19 protein-coding genes and 1 tRNA gene are annotated in these 24295 nt (G+C 36.7%); 16 read left to right on the top strand and 4 right to left on the bottom strand.

Annotation, left to right across the window (positions count from 1 at the left end):
- Positions 1 to 138 precede the first annotated feature (138 nt).
- The 3 genes from rpmB to H3T46_RS00990 all read left to right on the top strand — a co-directional run bounded on the left by rpmB (position 139) and on the right by H3T46_RS00990 (position 3282).
- Positions 139 to 441 (top strand): 50S ribosomal protein L28, encoded by a 303-nt coding sequence (rpmB, locus tag H3T46_RS00980; RefSeq protein ID WP_110438924.1) that lies wholly within the window; start codon positions 139 to 141, stop codon positions 439 to 441.
- A 156-nt stretch (positions 442 to 597) separates the two neighbouring features.
- Positions 598 to 2685, top strand: coding sequence for an elongation factor G (gene fusA / locus H3T46_RS00985; RefSeq protein WP_198197150.1), 2088 nt, complete (start codon positions 598 to 600; stop codon positions 2683 to 2685).
- 177 nt (positions 2686 to 2862) lie between these two features.
- A complete protein-coding gene (locus H3T46_RS00990; protein ID WP_198197151.1) occupies positions 2863 to 3282 on the top strand; it encodes a GNAT family N-acetyltransferase in 420 nt (139 codons plus the stop codon).
- A gap of 289 nt (positions 3283 to 3571) precedes the next feature.
- Here H3T46_RS00990 and H3T46_RS00995 read toward each other — a convergent pair whose 3' ends face one another.
- Complete coding sequence (locus H3T46_RS00995) at positions 3572 to 3838, bottom strand: GlsB/YeaQ/YmgE family stress response membrane protein (RefSeq protein ID WP_110438926.1); 267 nt, start codon at positions 3836 to 3838, stop codon at positions 3572 to 3574.
- Positions 3839 to 3922: 84 nt separating this feature from the next.
- Entirely contained in the window at positions 3923 to 6748 is a 2826-nt protein-coding gene (locus H3T46_RS01000) for a phosphoenolpyruvate carboxylase (RefSeq protein WP_198197152.1), read from the bottom strand.
- A gap of 126 nt (positions 6749 to 6874) precedes the next feature.
- Here H3T46_RS01000 and H3T46_RS01005 point away from each other — a divergent pair, with 126 nt between their 5' ends.
- From H3T46_RS01005 to H3T46_RS01035, 7 genes are all read left to right on the top strand, one after another.
- Positions 6875 to 8158: a DUF445 domain-containing protein gene (locus H3T46_RS01005; protein WP_198197153.1), complete on the top strand. Its 1284-nt coding sequence runs from the start codon at positions 6875 to 6877 to the stop codon at positions 8156 to 8158.
- Positions 8159 to 8256: 98 nt separating this feature from the next.
- Positions 8257 to 8679, top strand: coding sequence for an Rrf2 family transcriptional regulator (locus H3T46_RS01010; protein ID WP_110438929.1), 423 nt, complete (start codon positions 8257 to 8259; stop codon positions 8677 to 8679).
- Positions 8680 to 8717: 38 nt separating this feature from the next.
- Positions 8718 to 10205 carry a Fe-S cluster assembly protein SufB gene (gene sufB / locus H3T46_RS01015; RefSeq protein ID WP_198197154.1) on the top strand — a complete coding sequence of 496 codons (1488 nt, stop codon included), beginning with the start codon at positions 8718 to 8720 and terminating at the stop codon, positions 10203 to 10205.
- Positions 10206 to 10213: 8 nt separating this feature from the next.
- Complete coding sequence (sufC, locus tag H3T46_RS01020; protein WP_198197155.1) at positions 10214 to 10996, top strand: Fe-S cluster assembly ATPase SufC; 783 nt, start codon at positions 10214 to 10216, stop codon at positions 10994 to 10996.
- On the top strand, positions 10989 to 12245 hold the full coding sequence (sufD, locus tag H3T46_RS01025) for a Fe-S cluster assembly protein SufD (protein ID WP_198197156.1): 1257 nt from the start codon (positions 10989 to 10991) through the stop codon (positions 12243 to 12245). Before sufC ends, sufD begins: the two co-directional genes overlap by 8 nt.
- 12 nt (positions 12246 to 12257) lie before the next feature.
- Entirely contained in the window at positions 12258 to 13505 is a 1248-nt protein-coding gene (locus tag H3T46_RS01030) for an aminotransferase class V-fold PLP-dependent enzyme (RefSeq protein ID WP_198197157.1), read from the top strand.
- 43 nt (positions 13506 to 13548) lie between these two features.
- Positions 13549 to 13989, top strand: coding sequence for an SUF system Fe-S cluster assembly protein (locus H3T46_RS01035; protein ID WP_155565353.1), 441 nt, complete (start codon positions 13549 to 13551; stop codon positions 13987 to 13989).
- A 66-nt stretch (positions 13990 to 14055) separates the two neighbouring features.
- Here H3T46_RS01035 and H3T46_RS01040 read toward each other — a convergent pair whose 3' ends face one another.
- A complete protein-coding gene (locus H3T46_RS01040; protein WP_347401004.1) occupies positions 14056 to 15459 on the bottom strand; it encodes a DEAD/DEAH box helicase in 1404 nt (467 codons plus the stop codon).
- 122 nt (positions 15460 to 15581) lie between these two features.
- Entirely contained in the window at positions 15582 to 16025 is a 444-nt protein-coding gene (locus tag H3T46_RS01045) for a hypothetical protein (RefSeq protein ID WP_198197159.1), read from the bottom strand.
- A 191-nt stretch (positions 16026 to 16216) separates the two neighbouring features.
- On the opposite strand from H3T46_RS01045, the gene H3T46_RS01050 reads away from it, so the two are divergent.
- From H3T46_RS01050 to lon, 6 genes are all read left to right on the top strand, one after another.
- On the top strand, positions 16217 to 17650 hold the full coding sequence (locus H3T46_RS01050; RefSeq protein WP_198197160.1) for an NAD(P)H-hydrate dehydratase: 1434 nt from the start codon (positions 16217 to 16219) through the stop codon (positions 17648 to 17650).
- Between the two features lie 86 nt (positions 17651 to 17736).
- Positions 17737 to 17821: transfer RNA gene (locus tag H3T46_RS01055), tRNA-Leu, on the top strand.
- 131 nt (positions 17822 to 17952) lie between these two features.
- Positions 17953 to 19284, top strand: coding sequence for a trigger factor (tig, locus tag H3T46_RS01060; protein WP_198197639.1), 1332 nt, complete (start codon positions 17953 to 17955; stop codon positions 19282 to 19284).
- A 156-nt stretch (positions 19285 to 19440) separates the two neighbouring features.
- Positions 19441 to 20085, top strand: coding sequence for an ATP-dependent Clp protease proteolytic subunit (locus H3T46_RS01065; protein ID WP_110438935.1), 645 nt, complete (start codon positions 19441 to 19443; stop codon positions 20083 to 20085).
- A gap of 117 nt (positions 20086 to 20202) precedes the next feature.
- Entirely contained in the window at positions 20203 to 21465 is a 1263-nt protein-coding gene (clpX, locus tag H3T46_RS01070; RefSeq protein WP_198193244.1) for an ATP-dependent Clp protease ATP-binding subunit ClpX, read from the top strand.
- Positions 21466 to 21847: 382 nt separating this feature from the next.
- On the top strand, positions 21848 to 24223 hold the full coding sequence (lon, locus tag H3T46_RS01075) for an endopeptidase La (protein ID WP_232349996.1): 2376 nt from the start codon (positions 21848 to 21850) through the stop codon (positions 24221 to 24223).
- Positions 24224 to 24295 lie beyond the last annotated feature (72 nt).

The raw sequence follows: 24295 nt of genomic DNA on the forward strand, positions 1-24295 counted from the left end.
TGAAAATTTTTAATTTTGAGGTTTAAAATTTGGATTTTTACTTGACTATTTTGTGAATTTTAGTCATAGGGCTAAACTAAGTATTTTTTATTTGCCAAACATTAAGTCTTGGCTTTCACAATCCGAGGATGAAAACAAATGTCTCGCCGTTGCCAAATCACAGGCAAAGGTGTGTTGACAGGAAATAATGTCAGTCACGCCAATAACAAAAACCGTCGCCGTTTCCTGCCTAATCTGCAGGATTATTCCTTAAGGTCCGATATTTTGGGTCAACAAATACATTTACGCGTCACAACGCATGGTCTCCGTACCATTGAACATAATGGCGGTTTAGACAATTTTCTGCTAAATACACCGAATCGTAAGCTTACAGAAGAGGCTTTAGTGATTAAACGCCGTATTCTTCAGGCTCAGGAAAAAAAATCAGCAGTAGCTGCTTAAATTTTTAAAAAATTGATTATCTAGTAATTAAATAACTTCCTTGATTTAATCTTAAGGGAGTTATTTTGAGTTAAAAAAGGAAATTATTCTTTTAATCTTATGATTTGATGAATATATTTTCTGAATATTTTTCTATCGTTTGTGGAGGTTTTACTTTTGTCCGACCATTCTGATCTTTCTAAAATCCGTAATATAGGTATTACCGCGCATATCGATGCGGGTAAAACAACGACAACTGAACGTATTCTATATTATACAGGTGTCTCCCATAAGATTGGTGAGGTCCACGAAGGGAACACCACCACTGACTATATGGCACAGGAACGTGAAAGAGGGATTACCATTACTTCCGCTGCCGTCACCTGTGAATGGAACAAGCATCGTATCAATATTATTGATACTCCGGGCCATATTGACTTTAACATTGAAGTTAACCGTTCATTGCGCGTACTTGATGGTGCGGTTTTCATTATCGAGGGTGTTGCTGGTGTCCAACCTCAGTCTGAAACGAATTGGCGTTTGGCTGACCGTTACAATGTCCCTCGCATTATTTTCATTAACAAGTTGGATCGTACAGGTGCAAATTTTGAATATGCTTTCAGCACTTTAAAAGATAAGCTGGATATTGTCGCTATCCCTTTACAGCTTCCGATTGGTGCGGAAGAAAATTTAAAGGGTGTTATCGACCTTGTCAATATGAATGCCATTATATGGGAAGGTGATGATCTTGGTGCCAAATACAATATTGTTGAAATCCCTGCTGAATTAAAGGAAAAGGCAGAAGAGGCACGTCAAAATCTTCTGGACACCGTTTTGGCTGTTGATGATGCGGCTATGGAAGAATATTTTGACAAAGGTGATGTTTCTGTCGAGGTTTTAAAGAAATGTATTAAAAAAGGTACCATTTCTGGTGAATTTCGTCCGGTTCTTTGCGGTTCTTCTTTCAAGAACAAAGGTGTTCAGCCTTTGTTGGATGCAATTGTTGATTACCTTCCTGCTCCTGACGATGTGGAAGGAATTCGTATTGCACCTCCTGAAGATGAAGAGGTTGATGAAAATAAATTACCAATCATTCCCGTTGATCCAAATGGCAAATTTGCCGGTTTGGCTTTCAAAATCATCAATGATAAATATGGTTCTCTAACTTTCGTACGTGTTTATCGTGGTATCTTACATTCTGGTGACACGGTTTTGAACACAACCCATGGTCATAAAGAGCGTATTGGACGTATTTTCCAAATGCACGCTGATAAACGTATAGAAATCAAGGAAGTGCATGCTGGTGATATTGCCGCTTTTGTTGGATTGAAGGATACGAAAACAGGGGATACTTTGGCAGATCCGGCAGATCCGGTTGTTTTGGAACGCATGCAATTTCCAGTACCTGTTATCGATATTTCTGTCGAACCAAAAACCAAGGAAGCGGTTGAAAAAATGACCCTTGCGCTTCAGAAATTGGCGGCAGAAGATCCATCTCTACAGTTAAAGACAGATCAGGAAACGGGGCAAACAATTCTTTCAGGTATGGGTGAGTTGCATCTTGATATCATCATTGACCGTTTACGTCGTGAATATGGTGTTGATGCGAATATTGGCGCACCACAGGTTGCATATCGTGAAACCATTACTCAGTCTCATACAGAAACCTACACCCATAAAAAACAGTCTGGTGGTGCGGGTCAGTTTGCTGAAGTCAAAATTATTTTTGAACCTACTGAACGAAATGAGGGAATTATATTCGAAAATAAAATTGTTGGCGGTGCGGTTCCCAAGGAATATATCCCAGCTGTTGACAAGGGTATCAGAAATCAGGCATCTACCGGTGTATTAGCGGGATTTCCAACTGTAGACTTTAAATTTACGCTTGTTGATGGTAAATATCATGACGTTGACTCTTCTGCATTGGCGTTCGAGATTGCCGGTAAAGCCTGTTTCCGTGAAGGAATGAAAAAAGCTGGTCCAGTCATTCTTGAACCTATCATGGATGTCGAAATCACCACACCCAATGATCATGTTGGTGATGTAGTTGGTGACTTGAACCGTCGTCGCGGAATGATTCAAAGTCAAGAAACTTCTGGAAGCACTGTCATGGTCCGCGCTTTCGTTCCATTGAAAGAAATGTTTGGGTATATTTCTGATCTTCGTTCAATGACCAAAGGTCGTGCATCCTTTACAATGCAATTCCACCATTATGATCCAGTTCCCCGTAATGTTGCGGATGAAATTATTAGTCAATCTGCCTGATTTTAAATAACAATTTGATACGATTCAAAACAGCCTTTTATATAAAAGGCTGTTTTTTTTATGAAATGTATGTAATGAAATAAATATCTTCGGTTTTTTATTTGTATAATTTTAAAAATTATATCATGATTGATTTCTATCAAATAATTTTTGAAATTTCATGGGAATTTATTAAAAGTGAATTTTCTTTCTCTTTTTTCAAATCAAGATATCAAAATTGGTCAAAATGGGATTCGATTAGAACCGTTGACTTATTTTCATACAAAAGGATTGCAGGCGGCAAGTCAAGAAGGTGATTTATGGAAACTTCGTGTTACTGTTATTCCTCATCCTTCTAAAGTTAAAAATTATATTAATGAAGCTTTGGAGGCAAAGGAACGTCAAGAACGTTACCCTTTTGCCGTTATTGATGAAAATACAGGGAAAGTTTTGGGTACAACTAGCTTTTTTGAAATTGTCCCTGATGTGCGACGTTTGGAAATTGGCTATACATGGTATGCAAAATCTTTTCAAGGAACTCATGTAAACACAAATTGTAAATATTTATTGCTAGAATATGCTTTTGAAAAATTGCAAGCCAATACCGTCGTTTTATGAACTGATATTTTTAATTTCAAAAGCCAAAGAGCAATTGAACGACTTGGTGCAAAAAAAGATGGAATTCTACGTGGTCATATTCTTAGACAGGATGGTACTTTGCGCGATACCATTATTTACACCATAATTTCAAGTGAATGGACAAACGTCAAAGTACATATATCCGCTTTATTAAATAAGTTATATTAATGAATATTCACATATTAGAAGTATTTTAAATCAGATAAAAACTAAGTGAGAGGCAATATTGATATGAGAGTTAAATATTGCCTCATGTCAAATAATATTTTTAATAACTGGTATTCCCTTTATGTTCCATAATTTTTTTATAAATAAAAAGAATGATAACAGCTCCTACAATTGAAAATAATATTCCAGCTTTTTCTCCATCACGATAGAAGTGAAGAAGCTCACCTAACCAAGTTGCCAAAGCGGAACCGGCAATTCCTAAAAGAACGGTGATAATAAATCCGCCCGGCTGTTTTCCAGGCATAAGTAATTTTGCAATACCACCAATAATAAACCCAACAATAATAGCGCCAATTAAAGAAAACATAAGTTACTCCCTTGAACAAAACTATCTTGTTGTATAGTGTAAACGATTTTTTACTAAAACAATAGATTTATTATTTTCTTTTATTTATCCGAATGCATGTAATCGATGGATGAGAGCGATTGAAATTTCCCTGACCAAATCGAAATTATATTGCATGGGTTTAAATATTTGACGGTCATCCATTGCATATGCACCTTCATTTCTTGGACCTTTTGGTTCATAAAAATATAGATCGGATACATGTTCAGATGCTTGTGGAAAGATATGATTGACGAGCATATGCAAAACCGAGGGTATTTCCAAACACAAGATTTTAATATCCAAATGTTCTCTGTTATAACCGTTAAATGGAGAGAAATATGGAATCTTGGTTGATAACATCCAGATTTTTTCAATTAATGCCAATCGGATAGCATGTAACAAGATTTCCTTATCATCCATGATTGGCGTATTTTTCCAAATTGACAGAAGAATAATATGATCTTTCTGTATGCGATGAAAAGTTGCCTGGGTACTCGACCAGCAATCCAGCCGTTGCAATCCGTTTGCCAGCGCCATATAGGATTCCTGTATCACAGGATTTTCTTCAGTTGCAGCCCGATCTAGCCAGATGCCGGGATCAAGCATATAGATTCCAGCTCTCAAGACAGATGCATCGGAGTGCTTAAGGGCATGAAAGGCAAAATCGAGGGATTGCCTGAACCGTTTGCTGTTTGTCAACATTTCTTCAAATGTATCGGGGTTGGCCGACATTGCGGTCCCCAAACCTTGAAGTACATTAGCACACCAACCCAATTGTTGTAGAATTGCATTGTTAGGAATAGCACGCAATTCCCTTGGATGTTTTATGTAACTTCTTCCCGCTGCTGTATCATTTTGGCGAACTGCCGGTCTTGACCCCGTTTGATCAATGAGGGAGGGACCAAATGTGCTTAACAAGGTTCCATATCCCTTGTCATTAATCAATTCATTCATGGATGCATTGATCGTTGAAAAAAAATCTGCATTAAAATCTTTTTCATCATAGATGGGATCATGGTCAACCTTATCAAAATCGTAGATATGCTCTGCTATGATACTGATTGTGGCATTGGCCAGCAGTTGTGTGCCAAAAAGTAAATATCCGTCTCCACCTTGAAAAGCCGTTTCTTGTCTGCTTCGTATACCAAGTTTATGAAAATATTGCTCAGTAATTTTTGGGGATAGATATTCCAGACGATCTTGCATGCTGAATGGATGACCACCACGACCGATACTTTCGCCATGTGTATCGAATAGAATAAGTTGAATATTTGATAATTGATATTTAGCCAAAAGTTTAGCAATTTTTTTGCGTAATTTTTCAATCTGATATGTGGCTGCAATTTGACCAATAAATCTGCCGGAATCAGAATACCCAAATTGCAGGCATAACTTGCCCGTTTTTTTCAAGTAATTACGCCAATGCGGTGATCTCAGGGCTTGTTCAATAATCTTGTCGCCATGATTGAGGGCATAATCTGTTTCAAATAATGGCGAAATCTCGATATTTTTCTCAATCCCAAATAATCTTGCAAGCCAAAGGGCCATAAGTAATGTAAAACCGCTTTCTGTTTCGGCAATTAAAAAGCGAATAGGGGTTTTGCTATCAATATGTTTGAATATCTGGGTTAACAGCATCATTAATATGCTTGCCGAGGCTTTTTCTGTTAGCAAGGCACCGAAATCCACAGGAACAGGGTCAATTTTATCCAAGGCTGTATTTATCGTATTAAAAAGCGTTCTTGTATGAGAAGGATTTTCAGGATTACTGGTTATTCCCAATCGTTGACGGGCCATATTGTGAATTTGGGTGGAATTAAGTCTAACATGGGAATGTGAAAGACTTAAACCATGAGTGACAAAACCCGCCTTCGCGATCAATAAATCAATAATGAAATTATCATCAACATCGTTCATGGCTTGATCAAAAAGAGGAAGAAGCTGATCAGTCGAAAGAATTGATTCATGACGGTTTTCAATCAATAATCGGGAAAAATTTGAAAATTGATCAGGGTCAGGCTTCAAAGGACAGTTATGGATTTGATCCTTGACATGGTTTAGGGCAATTGCAACAGTATTTTTTAATTGGTCGACACCATTTGGAATGTTGTCTAATTGCTGATACAGACGTTCCAATTGTAGTTTCTTCATCTGTAGGCGTATGAGTAAACTATCCCACCAGCCTATGTCGCTTCGGCCATCCGTATCATATCCTACCCAACTGCTCAGTAAAATTGGACTGGGATTCAGATTGGTCCAATGGTCAGGCCAATATTCCTTCGCTGTCTCAAAAAGGGTATAATTGAACAGATCCAAAGCGTTTCGTCCCCTAACAATAGCATTATTTGCAAGTTGAAGTTCCTCTTTCAAATCAGGGGGGGCAGATCGTCTGTGAGTCGTAAAAAAGGGAATATCTGTGTCATCATCTATAGGATGACTGGCCATGTCTGCCAAGGCTGTGTAAACCGGATTGGCAAGGGAAAAGGTTGGATGTGCCGTAAATATTGCGGCGAATTTGCTAGTTTCAACTAATTTCTTGAAATTTTTAAAACTTGCTTCCTTATTTTTTTCGTTTGCGTAATCGGATTGCTGGATCAATTTTTTTATGACGGTTTCGATACGTTGCCGAATATTGTCTTTAGTGGGATTGTAAAGGTATTTTTGCAGATGTTTGGCATGTGACAAAAAAGCGGAATCTCTCAATTTCTGGATTATTTCTTTGAGATTTTCTGTAGTAAGATCATTTGACTCTAATTTTTGGTTAATTTTCTGTGCTAAGGTCAGGACAGGATTTTCTGTTGGTTGGTGATCTTTTTTTGATCTCAATTGATTGGTTAACTGTAGCAGCTCATCAAGTATCTGGGAAGAGGAGTTCGTTGATTCCGTCATGATCCAAAATTATCCATTACTAGTTTCATATAATTAAATCTGTTTTAATATGATTAATTATTATAAAGAGAAATAAAAGGTATAAATTCACGATAACAATAATTACACGAAAAAATGTTGAAGGCGATGAATAAAGTTTCAAGTTCGGATGACCACGTAAAAATAATTTTCCTACGCTATCATCGATTGGCAACTTTTTTGCTGTTAATCATGGGATGTATAACTTTATTAGGCTATTATCTGACGACTTATACAGGAATCAAACATAATTTCTGGGTTGATCTGATTTTGGCTGGTAGCCAGGCTGGATTTATCGGTGGATGTGCTGATTGGTTTGCGGTGACAGCATTATTTCGACATCCCATGGGTTTGCCCATTCCTCATACCGCAATTCTACCAAAACAAAAAAAACGTCTAGGATACGGGTTGGGATGGTTTATAGCTCAGTATATTTTTACTGAGAAAGACATCACTCTGATTTTGAAAAAAATGGATCTTCCAAGTTTTTTGGGAAAATATTTGGATAAAACAGAGAATATTGAATATCTGAGCAGTATTTTGTTGAAATCTCTTCCTGATTTTCTTGATCGGATTGAAGATGGTCGGATCAGCAACTTAATAACAAAAATTATAAATCGTCTTTTGAGTGGAGAATCAATCTCACCTTTTATCGGTAGAATCATAAGAACAATGCTTGATATCGATCAGCATCAAGACATAATTTCATTCATTTTGGAAATTCTTAAGAAAACGCTTAAAGAAAAGGAATCAAGCCTCAGGGAAATGATTCATAGTCGAGTGGAAGAACAGGGTGGTCGTTTTCTGGGATGGATGATCGGTGATTCAATTGCGACAAAAGTTTTGGTCGCTGTAAATAAGGAAATGGATCGGATAGATCCACATAATGATGCTGTAAGAGAAAAAATCGGCCAGTGGATAAAGGATGAAATTGATAAAATTGAGAATGACCCTGAACGTATCAAAAATATATCTGAAGCTTTTAGACAAATTGTAAATCATGAAAGTATACAGGAATGGCGTGAAAATCTTTGGAAAAAAATTAGAAAATTTATTCACGATGATGCCAGGAATGAAGATGGATGGTTTAGGAACGTGATTATTGATTCAATTCATTATTTTTCTGAACTGCTACAAAAAGATCCCAAAATCAGAAAAAAAATAAACAAGGCGATATTGAAACTTATTTCAAGATCATTACCAAATTTTAAGGAAGGGTTGATCCGTTTTACTGAAACTGCTGTTTCACAATGGGACAGTCAAGCGTTGGTTGATCGACTTGAATGTCGAATAGGCAAGGATTTGCAATATATACGGATAAATGGTTCTATTGTAGGTTTTTCAATCGGAATAATCTTTTTTTTATTTGTTAAACTGTTTTTTAATCCTTAAACTGTTGTATTATAAAAAATAAAAAAAACTTTTAAATCGATAAAAATGGACTTATATAGTCCTATATAATATGTTTTATTTGATCGAATTGATAAATTATGTTGAAACTATCCAAACTTATTGATTATGCAACGATTATTATCATAAGCCTTGATCAATATAAAACTGTTGTCTCTTCATCCACACTTGCTGCGAGAACACATATTCCTGAACCTACTGTGGCCAAGATACTGAAAATGCTGACCAGGGCTTCCTTGACAAAATCTTCGCGAGGACCGGGAAGTGGATATTATCTATTGAATGAGCTTAGTGAAATTTCTCTTGCTACGGTTGTTAGAATTATTGAGGGACCCATTAAGTTGGTTGATTGTAAAAAGGATGATTGTCGTATTGAGAATGAAGAGTGTATTTTATATGGAAAATGGGAAATATTGAATTATCAAATAAAAAATGTTTTTGAAACTTTAACTTTGGCAGATTTAAAAAAGAGTTCTGCCAGATTTGACTTAAATAAGAATTAACAAATTCAAGAAACAAACATTTAGAAACAGAGCATATTATGAATAAACATGTCCAAGATGAGGCCTTGTTGAAGCAGCTTAAGACAGATACTTACAAGTGGGGGTTCGAAACAGATATTGAAATGGATATCCTACCCAAGGGACTTGATGAAAATGTTATCCGTTCAATTTCTGCTCGCAAGAATGAGCCTGATTGGATGCTGGAATGGCGTTTGAAAGCCTATCGGATGTGGATGACCATGGAGGCTCCAACATGGGGTAAGTTCAAACATCCTGAAATTGATTTCCAGGACTTGCATTATTATGCAGCGCCAAAAAAGAAAAAAGGACCAAAATCTTTGGATGAGGTCGATCCCGAATTATTAAAAACATATGCTAAATTGGGTATACCCTTAAAAGAACAGGAAATTTTGGCAGGGGTTGAAAAACCGGAAAATGGAAAAATTGTATCTGTTGCCATTGATGCAGTTTTTGATAGTGTCTCTGTTGCAACGACGTTTAAAGAAACTCTTGCAAAGGCGGGAGTGATTTTTTGTCCAATTTCAGAAGCTATACAATCTTATCCAGATTTGGTTAAAAAATACCTTGGTAGTGTGGTGCCACAGGGAGATAATTTTTATTCAGCCTTGAATTCCGCTGTTTTTACGGATGGTTCATTTGTATATGTTCCGAAAGGTGTGAAATGCCCTATGGAACTTTCAACCTATTTTCGTATAAATGCAAAAAATACCGGACAATTTGAACGTACGCTCATTATTGCTGATGATGCTTCTACCGTATCATATTTGGAGGGATGCACAGCTCCTCAACGGGATGAAAATCAATTGCATGCTGCTGTTGTAGAACTTGTGGCCATGAGTGAGGCTTTTATAAAATATTCCACAGTCCAAAACTGGTATCCGGGTGATAAAAATGGTAAGGGGGGAATTTACAATTTTGTAACCAAGCGTGGTGCTTGCCGTGGTGTACGATCACGTATCTCATGGACACAGGTTGAAACTGGATCGGCAATTACCTGGAAATATCCTTCCTGCATTTTACAAGGGGAAGGATCAATCGGGGAATTTTATTCTGTAGCGGTAACAAATGGATATCAGCAGGCTGATACCGGTACAAAAATGATTCATATAGGAGCCAATTCACGTTCCACCATTTTGGCAAAAACCATTAGTGCAGGAAAATCTGACAGTACATATCGTGGATTGGTTAGAATGATGCCAAAAGCCCGAAACAGTCGCAATTTTACTGAATGTGACAGTTTACTGATCGGAAATAATTGCGGTGCACATACAGTTCCCTATATTGAAAGTAAAAATAGTTCCGCCAAAATTGAACATGAAGCAACAACTTCGAAGATTTCCGAAGAACAGTTATTTTACTGTCAACAGCGTGGATTAACCAAGGAAGCGGCAATCGGATTAATTGTGAACGGGTTTTGTAAAGATGTTTTAAAAGAGCTTCCAATGGAATTCGCTGTAGAAGCGCAACAGCTTTTACAGATAAGTCTTGAAGGAAGTGTGGGTTAGTTTAAACTATGAATATGTTATTAGAAATAAAAAATTTACATGCATCCGTTATTGATGACACTGTTGAAAATGGATCAAAGCAAATTTTAAAAGGTGTCAATTTATCAATTCCCGCTGGTGAAACTCATGTTATTATGGGACCTAACGGTTCTGGTAAGTCAACGCTTTCCTATGTCTTGTCTGGTCATCCCAGTTATAAAGTGACATCTGGTCAGGTATGGTTTAAAGGGGAGAATCTTCTGGAAATGTCTCCTGATGACAGAGCCGTGGCGGGATTGTTTCTTGCCTTTCAGTCTCCCGTGGAGCTGCCTGGGGTCAATAATGCCAATTTTTTACGTACAGCAACCAATTCCGTTCGTAAGGCGCGAGGACAGGAAGAACTTGACGCGGTGTCATTTCTTAAACTGGCCCGTCAGTTGGCAAAAAAGCTTTCATTTCCAACAGACTTGTTTAAACGCAATGTAAATGTCGGTTTTTCTGGAGGTGAGAAAAAACGAAATGAGGTTCTGCAAATGTCCTTATTGCAACCATCTTTTGCAATATTGGATGAAACTGACAGTGGGTTAGATATTGACGCGCTGCGTATTGTCGCAGAAGGAGTTAATACTCTTCAATCTCCAGAATTTTCCTCTTTAATTATCACTCATCATCAGCGTTTATTGGATTATATCAAGCCTGATTATATCCATATTTTAGCAAGGGGTCGCATTATCCATACTGGAGGAGCTGATTTATCACTTCAGCTTGAAAAAGAAGGTTACGGACGGTTTTTGGATGAAATTGATGAATAATGTCACCGCGATGAACAAGCGTGAAAATTGGTTGGAAATATTAAATAGGTTGTCTTTATCTGAATATTTACAAGACAAGAGAAATATTGTTGATAAATTGCTGACTCTTCAATTCCCGACACGTAAAACTGAAGCTTGGAAATACAGCGATTTGAAATGGTTGCAAAAAACAGATTTTTCGCGTGATTTTGTTATTGATGAAGCGTTTGTTCATAGGGCCTTAGAAGAAATATTAACCGTAGATTTGCTAAATTTACCTAGAATAATCACCTATAATGGTCAATATCTAGAGACTTTTTCAACAATTAGTCTTCATTCAAACGAATTTTCTTTAAATAAGAATTTCAAAAGTGGTTGGTCAATTCTGAACGATGATTTTTTGACGGCATTGAACAAAGTTGTTGAAAATCCCGTTTTACAATTTAATTGTAATAAAAATTTCAATGATCAGACAATTTTATGTATTAATCTAGGGAAAGCTGAAACAACTGAAAAACTGTTTTTTTCACCAAAGTATTCATTTTATATTGAGAAAGAAAATAAATGTTCTGTAATTGAAATAAATTATGGAAAAGGTGTTTATTTTGCAAATTCCGTTCATGAAATAGAACTGGGAAGAAAGTCTAAACTAAATTATACCATTATCAACCATACATTACCAGAAAGCTATGATTGTTCTAGTAATTATGTTAAATTGTCTGATCATGCATGTTATCAGCAATTTTTGTTGAATAAAGGTTCCAGATTTTCACGTTATGAACTGAATATTGATTTGGCCGGGGAATGGAGTAAGGCAGATTTTGATGCTGTCCAGATTTTGTCAGGTCAACAGCATGCCGATATTGCATCAAAAGTGGTTCATAGTGTTCCACATTGTCAATCCAATCAGAATGTTAAAAATATCCTGTCTGATAATAGTCATGGGGTTTATCAGGGCAAGGTGCTAGTCAATCGTTTAGCCCAGAAAACGGATGCACAGCAGCAAAACCAGGCCCTATTATTGTCAGATAAAGCGGAAATAGATACTAAACCTGAGCTTGAAATCTATGCAGATGATGTTAAATGTTCTCATGGTGCAGCAATAGGGGCATTGGACCAAGAACAATTGTTTTTTTTAATGTCTCGTGGAATTTCTTATGAATTGGCCAGAGAAATGTTGATTAATGCATTTGTTAACGAGTCTATTGAAAAGATCGAAGATACCCTATTGCAGAATTTATTATATTATTACGTAACCGCCTCAACTTGAAAAGTGATTGCGATGTCTAACCCTGTCTATTCTTTTAATATTGAGCAAATTAGAAATGATTTTCCAATTTTAAAACAAAAAATTCACGGTAAAGATTTTGTATTTTTGGATAGTGGCGCATCAGCCCAAAAACCAATACAGGTTATTGAAGCGATGCAAAACGCCGCATATACGCAATATGCAAATGTGCATCGAGGCATTTATGCCATGAGTGAGGCTATTACAGATCAATATGAATCAGTCCGAAAAAAAATTGCCGGTTTTTTAAATGCATTTACGTCCGATGAAGTGATTTTTACTAAAAATAGTACTGAAGCGATCAATCTTGTAGCTTTTTCCTATGGAGGTCTGATAAAAAAGGGGCAGGGTGTTTTAATAACTGAAATGGAGCATCATGCCAATCTTGTTCCCTGGCAAATGTTGCGTGATAGATTAGGGATCCATTTATACATTGCACCGATATTGGAAAATGGTGATATCGATATATTGGCATTTGAACAAATTTTAATTGAAAATGATATTGCATTGGTTGCTGTAACCCATATGTCCAATGTGTTGGGAACGATTAATCCAATCAAAATGCTGGCTGAGATGGCACACAAGAATGGTGCCAAAATTCTTGTTGATGGCAGTCAAGGAATTGTTCATCAATCGGTTAATGTTCAGGATCTTGATATAGATTTTTACACTTTTACAGGACACAAACTTTACGGTCCTACGGGTATTGGCATTTTATGGGGAAAAAAAGAATGTCTGGATCAAATGCCTCCCTTTATGGGAGGAGGGGACATGATTGAGAATGTGACTTTTGAACGGTCAACCTGGGCAAAAATTCCTACTAAATTTGAAGCCGGTACACAACCCATACTTGAGGTGATCGGTTTGGGGGCTGCAATAGATTATGTTTTATCTATCGGATATGATATTTTAATGCAGCATGATAAAAATCTGGTTGAATATGCGCTGATTAAAATGAGGAATATTCCTGGTTTATCTATATTGGGATCACCATCTGTAAGGGGAGGAGTAATCTCTTTTTCGATAAAGGATATTCATGCTTATGATATTGCAACCCTGTTGGATCAAAATGGTATCGCCATTCGTGCAGGTCAGCATTGTGCTGAACCGTTAGTGAAAAAATTTGGTTATACAAGCGTATCGCGGGCTAGTTTTGCAGTTTATACAACTTTTGATGAGATCGATAAATTTGTGGATGGATTGAATATGATTATTGATTTTTTTCAAAGATCTAATCATTGATAAAGATTTTTTACCCATAATTATATGAATGGCAGAGTTTTTTATGGATAATGTTGATCAAAAAAGGTCAGATAATATTGGAAAAGCAGTATCTACATCTGAATCTGATGTTAATCAAGAAAATATCGAGGCTTGGAAACCTGAGGATAATTCAAACCCACAGATTAACAATCCTAAGGAAGAAATTGATGAAAATGCAATTATTGATGCTGTTTCAACAATTTATGATCCAGAAATTCCAGTTAATGTATATGACTTGGGATTAATTTACGCTATCGATTTACATGATGATGGAAAGGTGCAAGTTGAAATGACTTTAACAGCGCCTAATTGCCCAAGTGCGCAAGAATTACCCGTCATGGTTCAGCAAGCTATTGAAAAAGTTAAAGGGGTGACCGAAGTAAAGGTGGAAATTGTCTGGGACCCTCCCTGGGATCCTTCAAGAATGAGCGATGAAGCTCGACTAACCCTGAATATGTTCTGAAATTCATATCGGTTTAAATTTTAACTGAAGATAAATAATAATGTTATTTATCTTCAGTTTCTTTTTTTAAAGCTTACGAAACGGCGATAGCATAAAGGCAGGTACAAATTGTCCAAATCCAATAACAGGTGTATCGTTATCAATTAATGCATGTGTTAGGGGAATACGTGGAGCAACTTCAATCAAATTCTTATTATCCGCCTTTCTAGATTTGGTTTTTTGTTGACGAGAATTTTTATTTTTAACCAATTTTTTATCTGTATCTTTAGAGGTATTCATAAAATCGTTAATATCAAGAACGGGAATGGTTTCATTTATAAGTTTTTCGATATTTACAATTAACTCTTTTTCCTCAAGTGTTGCAAGGCTATAAGCATAACCCGTTTTTTCCGCTCTTCCTGTTCTTCCAATGCGATGCACGTAATCTTCGGGTTGAAGAGGTATATCAAAGTTGAAAACGTGCGTTAGATTTTCAACATCTATCCCTCGTGCGGCAATATCAGAACAAACGAGGAACCGAATTTTTCCATTTTTAAAATCTTCCATCGTTTGGGTACGATGATGTTGTGCGATATCACCATGAAGAGAGGCGCTTTTGAAATCATGTTTCTTCAGGGAACGAGTTAAAATGTCAACATCTTTTTTTCTATTGCAGAATATTATCGCATTTTTTACATTTTCCTGCTGTAAAAGAGTGCGTAAAATTTTTCTTTTTTTGTTATTAGGAACGATGATAACTTTCGATTCAATAGTTGAGGCTACTGATGAAGGTGGTGAAATAGATATTTCAATTGGATCTACAAGGAAAGAATTTGTCAATCTTTTGATTTCTGGGGGCATCGTAGCTGATAAAAGCAGGGTTTGTTTTTGTTGGGGTAAATAGGAAACAATTTTTTCAATGTCTGGGACGAAACCCATATCGAGCATACGATCTGCCTCATCAATGACGAGTATCTGAATCTGATTGAGTAAAATTGCTCCCTGACTAAACAAATCAATCAATCGACCCGGTGTTGCAATAATAATATCGGTTCCACGTCGAAGATTTTCTTTCTGTTCAGACTGACTTTCGCCACCAACGAGTAAACTATGGGAAAATTTTACATATTTATTATATAGTTTCAGATTATCTGCAACCTGAAGTGCCAATTCACGAGTGGGTTCTAGAATTAAAGCGCGTGGCATTCTTGCCCGTCCCTTGGACTGGGAAAGCATTTCGAGAATTGGTAATGTGAAAGAGACGGTTTTACCGGTACCAGTTCTGGCTATCCCAACGATATCTTTTTTTTGCAAAGCCATGGGAATGACAGCTGCCTGAATTTCCGTAGGCTTGTTAAATCCTATTTTATCAATGGCTAACAAAATTGAGGGAGACAATTTGAGTTGTTCAAAAGTCTCAATTTTTTCAATCTCAAGATTTGTAGATGTATTGTTGTCAATTAATTTGTTTTTTTGTATATGAGAAGGCAAAATAAAACTTACCATTAACACTTAAAATAATAAAAATAGCTTATTCATTTATATAATAAGAATATTGTAATTAATCAATATACTTATTTTGTTGTGAAATAGAATAACTAATAATAATTTCATTAAAAATTTAATAATAAAATGTCTATTATTCCCAAAAATATAATTAATTTGAAAATATTACAAATTTTATTATAAAGATCAGTCTTTGGTCGTATAGATCGGTTTGCTTTTTGATAGGCTGACGTAAAACTGTATAGATGGAAAATTATCATTAGAATAGTGGTAATTATGGCTGCATAACCAGACCAGTTTACAGTTTTGTCAAAATAGTGGTGAATAAAAAGAATCAATTGACAAATCAGGATGGCAAAAGCGTTAAAACCATTAAGTTGATAAATTCTTTTCAGGTTTTGCAATAATACGGAAGATTTGAGTGTTTTATCAAGTAATCCAACTGATGATCGAACACTCAGACAATAAAAAAACAGACTTCCGATCCATAAGGAAAGAGCAATAGAGTTAATTGAAGTGATAATTCCCCAGTAAAAATTCATATGAGCCATACTAATTCCCTAGATATTGTGGTTTCGATAGATTAAATCCGTCTTATCATTGGCGTGATGATTGTTAAAATCATTCATGTCAAATAAAGGCAAAAAAAGCAATTTTTCTTTATAGTTTGTCATATTATAATCATTCGTAGTTATAATTATAAGTGATATACTTAATTCATCACATTGAAAGATATATCATTATGCAATTAAAAAATGAAAAAACTAATTTGCTTCTGATAAATCCAGAAGAAATGAATCAGGTTGACAAGATCGCAACGCAATATTTGCCTGTTTTAACTTTGATGGAAAATGCTGGATTAGCCGTTGCACGGGCAATTATGCAATTTTATAAACCTTGTAAAATACTTGTTTTATGCGGTCCTGGAAATAATGGAGGTGATGGATATGTCGTGGCACACATACTTGCCAATGAGGGATGGCCAGTTAAGGTTGCCTCTTTGAAACCTCCAGAAAAGGGAACTGATGCTTACAAGGCTTTTGTTCAATGGAGTGGGGATAAAACTGATTTTAATATTCAATCTGTTAAGGATGCAGATTTAGTTGTGGATGCTGTTTTTGGTGCGGGATTATCTCGTGACATTGATGATCATATAAGTTCGGTGTTAAAAACTGCAGATCATCTTGTTGCCATAGACATGCCCTCTGGTGTTGATGGCAAGACAGGCATAATCAGAGGTTATGCTCCCCACGCTGAATTGACCGTAACGTTTTGTAGAGCCAAAGCGGGACATTATCTTTTACCTGGACGAGAATATATAGGTAAACTTGTTATTGCAAATATAGGTATACCAGAAAATATATTGTCAGAGCTATCAATAAATACCTGGTTGAACGAACCGGGATTATGGGAACTTCCAATTGCAGACGTTGAAGATTATAAATATCATCGTGGCATTGTAAATGTTGTGGGAGGGAAAACGGTAACAGGAGCCGCTCGTTTATCAGCATTAGCAGCTTCTTCCTGCGGGGCTGGATTGGTGCATATCTTTGCCTTTGGTAGCCGTGATTTATATTTGTTAACTTCACCCTGTTTTATGGTTGATGAGGGTGACTTCACTGATACCTTACAGGATAAACGAAGAAAAGTCTGGGTATGCGGGCCTGGTCTGACAGAAGATGAGGTTAAAATATCCCTAACAAATTTAATCAAGACAAATAAAACGATTGTTGCCGATGCAAGCGCTTTGACAAAAGAAAATTTTGATTTGTTGAAACAATGTGCCGTTATTACGCCTCACATAGGTGAATTTAAACGGATATTTGGAGATTTTAAAGATTGCCGGATTGAAGCGGTTAAAAAGGCAGCTAGTATTCTGAATACAGTGGTCATTCTCAAAGGTCCGGATACATTAATAGCTTCTCCCGATGGCAGGGTAGCGGTCAATTGTCATGCAAATGCACGATTGGCGACAGCAGGATCTGGGGATGTACTAACGGGAGTCATCGCGACTTTGCTTGCATGTGGTATGGAGGTATGGGAAGCGTCTTGTGCCGCGGTCTGGATTCATGGAGAGGCAGCTTTTTTACATAACAATTCTTGGCCTAATGCAATGGACTTAATTCACAATCTTGGCAAGGCGAGAGATAATGGTCGATATCACGTGGAAAAATGAAAATAAGAAAAATTGAGTTTTGTTAAAAAAATTGTTGCCCTGCGATAGATAGTGCGTTAAATAGAAAAACTTCAATGCACAGACGTGCGGATGTGGTGAAATTGGTAGACACGCTAGACTTAGAATCTAGTGGCGCAAGTCGTGGGGGTTCAAGTCCCTCCATCCGCACCAAAAACGTATGATGTTAATTCCATATGATTTTTGTGATCTGGCTGTTAAAGTGATATAAATTAATGTTAATTCTGAAACGCTCTATAATATTAGGGTAAAATTTAATTTAGACCGAGAGGATGGCCTGGCTGATGCAGGTTACTGAAACGCTTTCTGAAAGCTTAAAACGCGGCTTCAAAATCATTATTGAAGAAAAACAACTCGCTGAAACGAGAAATCAACGATTAACAAAACTTGGACACGAGATGAATATCCCTGGTTTCAGGCCGGGAAAAGTGCCATTAACGATTGTTGAGCAACGTTATGGAGAATCTGTTCAGAATGAGGTTGTCAATGAGGCGATTTTAAATGCAGTCAGAGATACATTGAGTGAAAGAGGTCTGCGACCTGCCCGTCAACCATCGGTCAATCTCAAAGAGGGTTATAAAAAGGGGGATGATCTGGAATTCACTTTTGAAGTTGAATTGATTCCAGACTTTGAAATTCCAGATCTTAAAGATATTCATTTAACTCGCTTAAAAGCCAAGCCAGATGAAAAATCGCTTAAATCTGCTTTTGACACAATTGCCCAACGGCAACGTGAATTTAAGGCTATTGATGAAAAGCGGCCTGCTAAATCCGGTGATGTTCTGTCTGTTGATTTTGTGGGTAAGGTTGAAGGCGTAGCTTTTGAGGGTGGCACCGCAGAGAATGTTGATGTTGAAATTGGTGGTAAGGGGTTTATTCCGGGATTTGCAGAACAGATTGAAGGAATGACACCAGGAGAGGAAAAAGTAATAACGGTTACTTTCCCTGAAAACTATCAGGCTGCCAATTTGGCTGGCAAGGAGGCAACATTCGATATCAAGGCAAAAACCTTAAAAGAGGCTATTGTTCCTGAAGTGAACGATGAATTTGCAACCAAACTCGGATTTGAAAATTTAGATAAACTAAAAGAAGCTGTTGAAAAGCAAATTGTTGCTGAATATGATCAGATGTCCCGTTTGAGATTGAAACGTGATATTTTGGATGTGTTGGCTGAGAAAGTTAATTTTGAATTGCCTGAAGGACTGGTTGATACAGAATTTAAGCAAATTTGGCAGCGTATTGAAAATGACCGTAAAAATGATCTTCTTGATGAAGAAGACAAGAACAAAGACGAGGAAACTTTAAAGGCAGATTATCGCAAAATTGCAGAAAGACGTGTTCGCCTTGGATTGCTGGTTGTTGAAATTGGAAGAGTCAATTCGATAACAATTAATGAAGATGAACTTGTTCAGGCGATGCGGGCCGAGGCGATGCGTTATCCGGGGCAAGAAAAAGAAGTTATGGAATTTTTCCAGAAAAATCCGCAGGCTGTCGAATCTATTCGCGGTCCACTTTACGAGAATAAAGTTCTTGATTACATTACAGAGCTTGCCACGGTAGAGGATAAAGAGGTGAGTCCGGAAGAGCTCTCTAAGATGCCCACTGTTAAAATTTAGGAATTTCATAGATTTTGGTATTGGGAATGTCTGGAAATTTTTCCAGACATTCTTTTTTTGGAAAATTGAATTCTATCTTATTTTTGTTGTATTTATTTTCTTAAATTGAATAAATATACTATTATTTAATCAAACATAAATTTGGGAAGAAAATTAATGAGAGATTTCAAGTCTCTGGAAATATATGATAATACACTTGTTCCAATGGTTGTTGAACAAACGTCCAGAGGGGAACGTGCTTTTGATATTTATTCTCGTCTGCTTAAGGAAAGAATCATTTTTCTCACGGGTCCTGTATATGATCAAGTTGCATCTTTGATTTCTGCTCAGTTATTATATTTAGAAAGTGTAAATCCAAAAAAAGAAATTTCTTTCTATATCAACAGTCCTGGTGGTGTAGTATCGGCTGGTTTGGCAATTTATGATACGATGCAATATATACGTTGTCCTGTGAGTACTGTCTGCATTGGTCAGGCAGCCTCAATGGGGTCATTACTTTTATGTGGAGGTGAACCCAATAATCGATTTGCCTTGCCCAATGCGAGAATCATGGTTCATCAGCCTTCTGGTGGTGCGCAAGGTCAGGCAAGCGATATAGAAATTCAGGCCAAAGAAATATTGGAAATACGTAAAAAGCTTAACGAGATTTATAAATTGCATACCGGAAGAACACTAGAGGAAATTGAACAACGTCTTGAAAGAGACAGTTATATGTCACCTGAAGAGGCTAGGGATTTTGGTATAATTGATAAGGTAGTTCAAAATCGTAATGCAGATTTGTTAAAAGAAAGTGACAAATAGTCATAATATTATTATAAGATTTCTTTAAAAATTATCTTATTTAACTAAATAATTTATATAATGATATTTACTGGTTGGTATTTCTGACCCTGACTTTAATTGGGGGTGAAGGTTAAAATGACTGATAATAAAAAAGATTCAAAAAATGCATTATATTGCTCCTTTTGCGGGAAATCACAGCATGAGGTGCGTAAATTAATCGCAGGTCCAACCGTATTTATTTGCGATGAATGTGTCGAATTATGTATGGATATTGTGCGTGAAGAGAATAAAACGCAAATAGCAAAAAAACAAGGCAATCTACCCACTCCTAAAGAAATTTGTAAAATTTTGGATGATTATGTTATAGGACAGACAGACGCAAAAAAGGTTTTGTCCGTTGCTGTTCATAATCATTATAAACGGTTAAACCAGATTGATAAAGCTGGTGATGTGGAGATAGCTAAATCCAATATCCTGCTTATTGGACCAACTGGAACCGGTAAAACCTTGTTGGCCCAAACCCTTGCAAGAATTCTGGATGTTCCTTTTACAATGGCAGATGCAACAACCCTGACCGAGGCAGGATATGTTGGTGAAGATGTCGAAAACATATTATTGAAATTGTTACAGGCTGCAGATTATAACGTGGAACGGGTGCAGCGGGGTATCGTTTACATTGATGAAATTGATAAAATTTCACGTAAATCCGATAATCCTTCAATTACAAGGGATGTGAGTGGTGAAGGAGTTCAGCAAGCTCTTCTTAAGATTATGGAAGGTACTGTTGCATCTGTTCCTCCTCAAGGAGGACGGAAACATCCGCAACAGGAATTTCTGCAAGTGGATACTACGAATATTCTCTTTATTTGTGGTGGTGCATTTGCAGGTTTGGATAAAATCATTAGTGATAGGAGTGTAGGGTACACGATTGGATTTGGTGCAGAAGTAAATTCCCAAGATCATAAAGAAGTTGGGAAATTGTTTCGACAGATGGAACCTGAAGATTTGATGAAATTCGGTTTAATTCCTGAATTTATTGGAAGATTGCCCGTAATCGCTACACTTGATGATCTTGATCAAAAAGCCTTGATGAAGATACTGACTGAGCCAAAAAATGCTCTAGTAAAACAATATCAAAAACTGTTTGAAATGGAGAACGTGCAATTGCAATTTACAGAAGAAGCTATTCAGGAAATTGCTAATAAGGCCATTGAACGACAGACAGGTGCGCGTGGGTTGCGTTCAATTCTGGAAGATATTCTTTTATCAACAATGTATGAATTGCCAGATCTTAAAGGGGTAAGCAAAGTTGTCATTAATAAAGAGGTGATTAACCATAAAGAGGAACCGGTTTACGTTTATGAGGAGATATCTCCTCATAAAGAACAAACAGCATAAACACTTATTGTTTTATGGAAAAGACTCTTTTAAAAGGGTCTTTTTTATTATTATCAAAAAAGGTTGAGAAATACCTTATTTTTGATGTAATTTTTTTTTATATTAATTTATTATCTGTAATAAATCTTGATATTTAGGATTATTTTTTACTCATAAAGGTTCAGGATAATTAATTCTGTTTATTACTTTAAAAAAAATTAATACACTGCATATATAATATTAAGATTGTAATCTTATAGAATGTGCCATCCTGGGCATTCTTACAGGATCGTCCATATAAGGAGGTCATAAATTTATGACAGAAAAGAAAATTGAATCCGAAATCTCTGAAGAAAAAGAGAAGGATGCCAATAAAGACCAAGAAATAAGACAGCCCAATATTATGGCTGTTCTACCGTTAAGGGATATTGTTGTATTTCCATATATGATTGTACCTTTATTTGTAGGGCGAGAAAAATCGGTCTGCGCTTTAGAGGAAGTTACGAAAAATCATTCAAAAATATTGCTTGTTTCCCAAAAAGATGCTTCAGTTGAAGATCCTACGGAAAAGGATGTTTATTCATTTGGAACAATTGCAACTATTTTACAGTTGTTAAAATTACCTGATGGAACAGTCAAGGTATTGGTAGAGGGTATTCAACGTGCCAAGGTCAAGAAATTTATTGATCATGAAGCTTTTTTTGAGGCAGAGGTTGAGCTTATTGAAGAAACGGAGAATGATGACAAGGAGATTAATGTCTTAAAAAGAACAATGACTAATCAATTTGAGCAATATGTTAAACTGAACAAGTCAATCGCGCCTGAAGTTCTGGTAGCTGTCAATCAAATTGAAAATTCTTCCAAGGCTATAGATACAATTACAAGCCATCTCAATCTTAAAGTTTCTGAAAAACAGGAAATACTTGAAACGGTTAATTTGAAAAAACGCTTGGAAAAACTTCTTGAACATTTGGAAACAGAAGTTGGAGTATTGCAAGTTGAAAAGCGTATACGAAACCGTGTTAAAAAACAGATGGAGAAGACACAGCGCGAATATTATTTGAATGAGCAGTTAAAGGCTATTCAAAAAGAATTGGGCGAGGGTGAAGACGGTAAAGATGAGTTGACAGAACTAGAAGACAAGATAAAAAAACTTCGCTTAACCAAGGAAGCTCGTGACAAGGCATTATCTGATCTTAAAAAATTACGCGGGATGAGTCCGATGTCTGCAGAGGCAACCGTTGTGCGTAATTATTTAGACTGGATTGTAGGTCTGCCTTGGAAAAAACGTTCCAAAATTTCCAAGAATCTAAAAAAAGCGGAGGAAATTTTAAACCACGATCATTATGGACTGGAAAAGGTAAAGGAAAGAATTCTTGAATATCTTGCTGTTCAAATCCGCTCTTCCAAACTTAAAGGTCCAATTTTATGCCTTGTTGGACCGCCAGGTGTTGGTAAAACATCCCTTGCCCGTTCTATAGCCAAGGCAACGGGACGTGAATATGTTCGCATGTCCTTGGGGGGTGTACGTGATGAAGCCGAGATTCGTGGGCATCGTCGAACATATATTGGTGCAATGCCCGGTAAAATTATTCAGGGAATGAAAAAGGCTGGGACTTCTAATCCTTTATTTTTACTGGATGAAATTGATAAACTTGGAGCAGACTGGCGCGGAGATCCAGCTTCCGCTCTTTTGGAAGTTCTTGATCCTGAACAGAATTCCACGTTTGTAGATCATTATCTAGAAGTCGATTATGATCTTTCTGATGTAATGTTCATTACAACGGCAAATAGTTTCAATATGCCACAACCTTTATTGGATCGTATGGAAATTATCCGTATTGCCGGTTACACAGAAGATGAGAAGGTTCAGATCGCCCGTCAGCATTTGATCAAGAAAGAGGGGGAATCTCACAGTCTTAAACCAACAGAATGGTCGATTGATGATGAGGTATTGCGTGAACTTGTCCGCACATATACCCGTGAGGCAGGTGTACGTAATCTTGAACGAGAGATAGCGAAAATTGCTCGTAAAATTGTCAAGAAGATCGTTTCTGGAGAATGTGACCATGTAAAGATCACGTTGGATAATCTGGAGGATTATGTCGGGGTTAAACGGTATTTTTATGGTGAAAGTGAAGAACGTGATATTATAGGTGTCGTAACTGGACTTGCGTGGACAGAAGTAGGTGGTGACATTCTTCATATAGAAAGTGTCATGGTTCCAGGCAAGGGGCATATAAAGATAACCGGGAAGCTTGGCGAGGTAATGCAGGAAAGCGTATCTGCAGCCTTATCTTATGTAAAAAGTCGAGCTTTACAATTTGGAATACATCCTGACTTGTTTGAAAAGCATGATATACATGTTCATGTTCCTGAGGGTGCAACCCCAAAGGATGGACCATCTGCTGGTGTTGCGATGGCAACCAGTATTGTCAGCATTATGACAGGTATTCCTGTTCGTAAGGATATAGCCATGACAGGGGAAATCACTTTGCGGGGCAGGGTTTTACCTATAGGCGGTCTTAAGGAAAAATTACTTGCTGCATTGCGTGCAGGAGTTAAGAAAGTTTTCATTCCTCAAGAAAATGAAAGGGATTTGGTGGAAATACCCGATAATGTCAAATCAAATCTGACAATTGTTCCGGTTAAAATGGTAGATGATGTTATTCATCAAGCATTGATTAAACCCTACGAATCTATTGAGTTAGAGGAAACCTCTACACCAGTAATTGCGAAAAAAAGTAATGTTTCATCAAAAAAACAGCTGGCACATTAAATAATGTGGTGATATTGCAACCAAAAATAGAATAAATGTATTAAAATAACTATTGAAGTCCTTGAACGGTTG

The organism is Commensalibacter sp. M0133 (genome assembly GCF_016101485.1).
Lineage (GTDB): Bacteria > Pseudomonadota > Alphaproteobacteria > Acetobacterales > Acetobacteraceae > Commensalibacter > Commensalibacter melissae.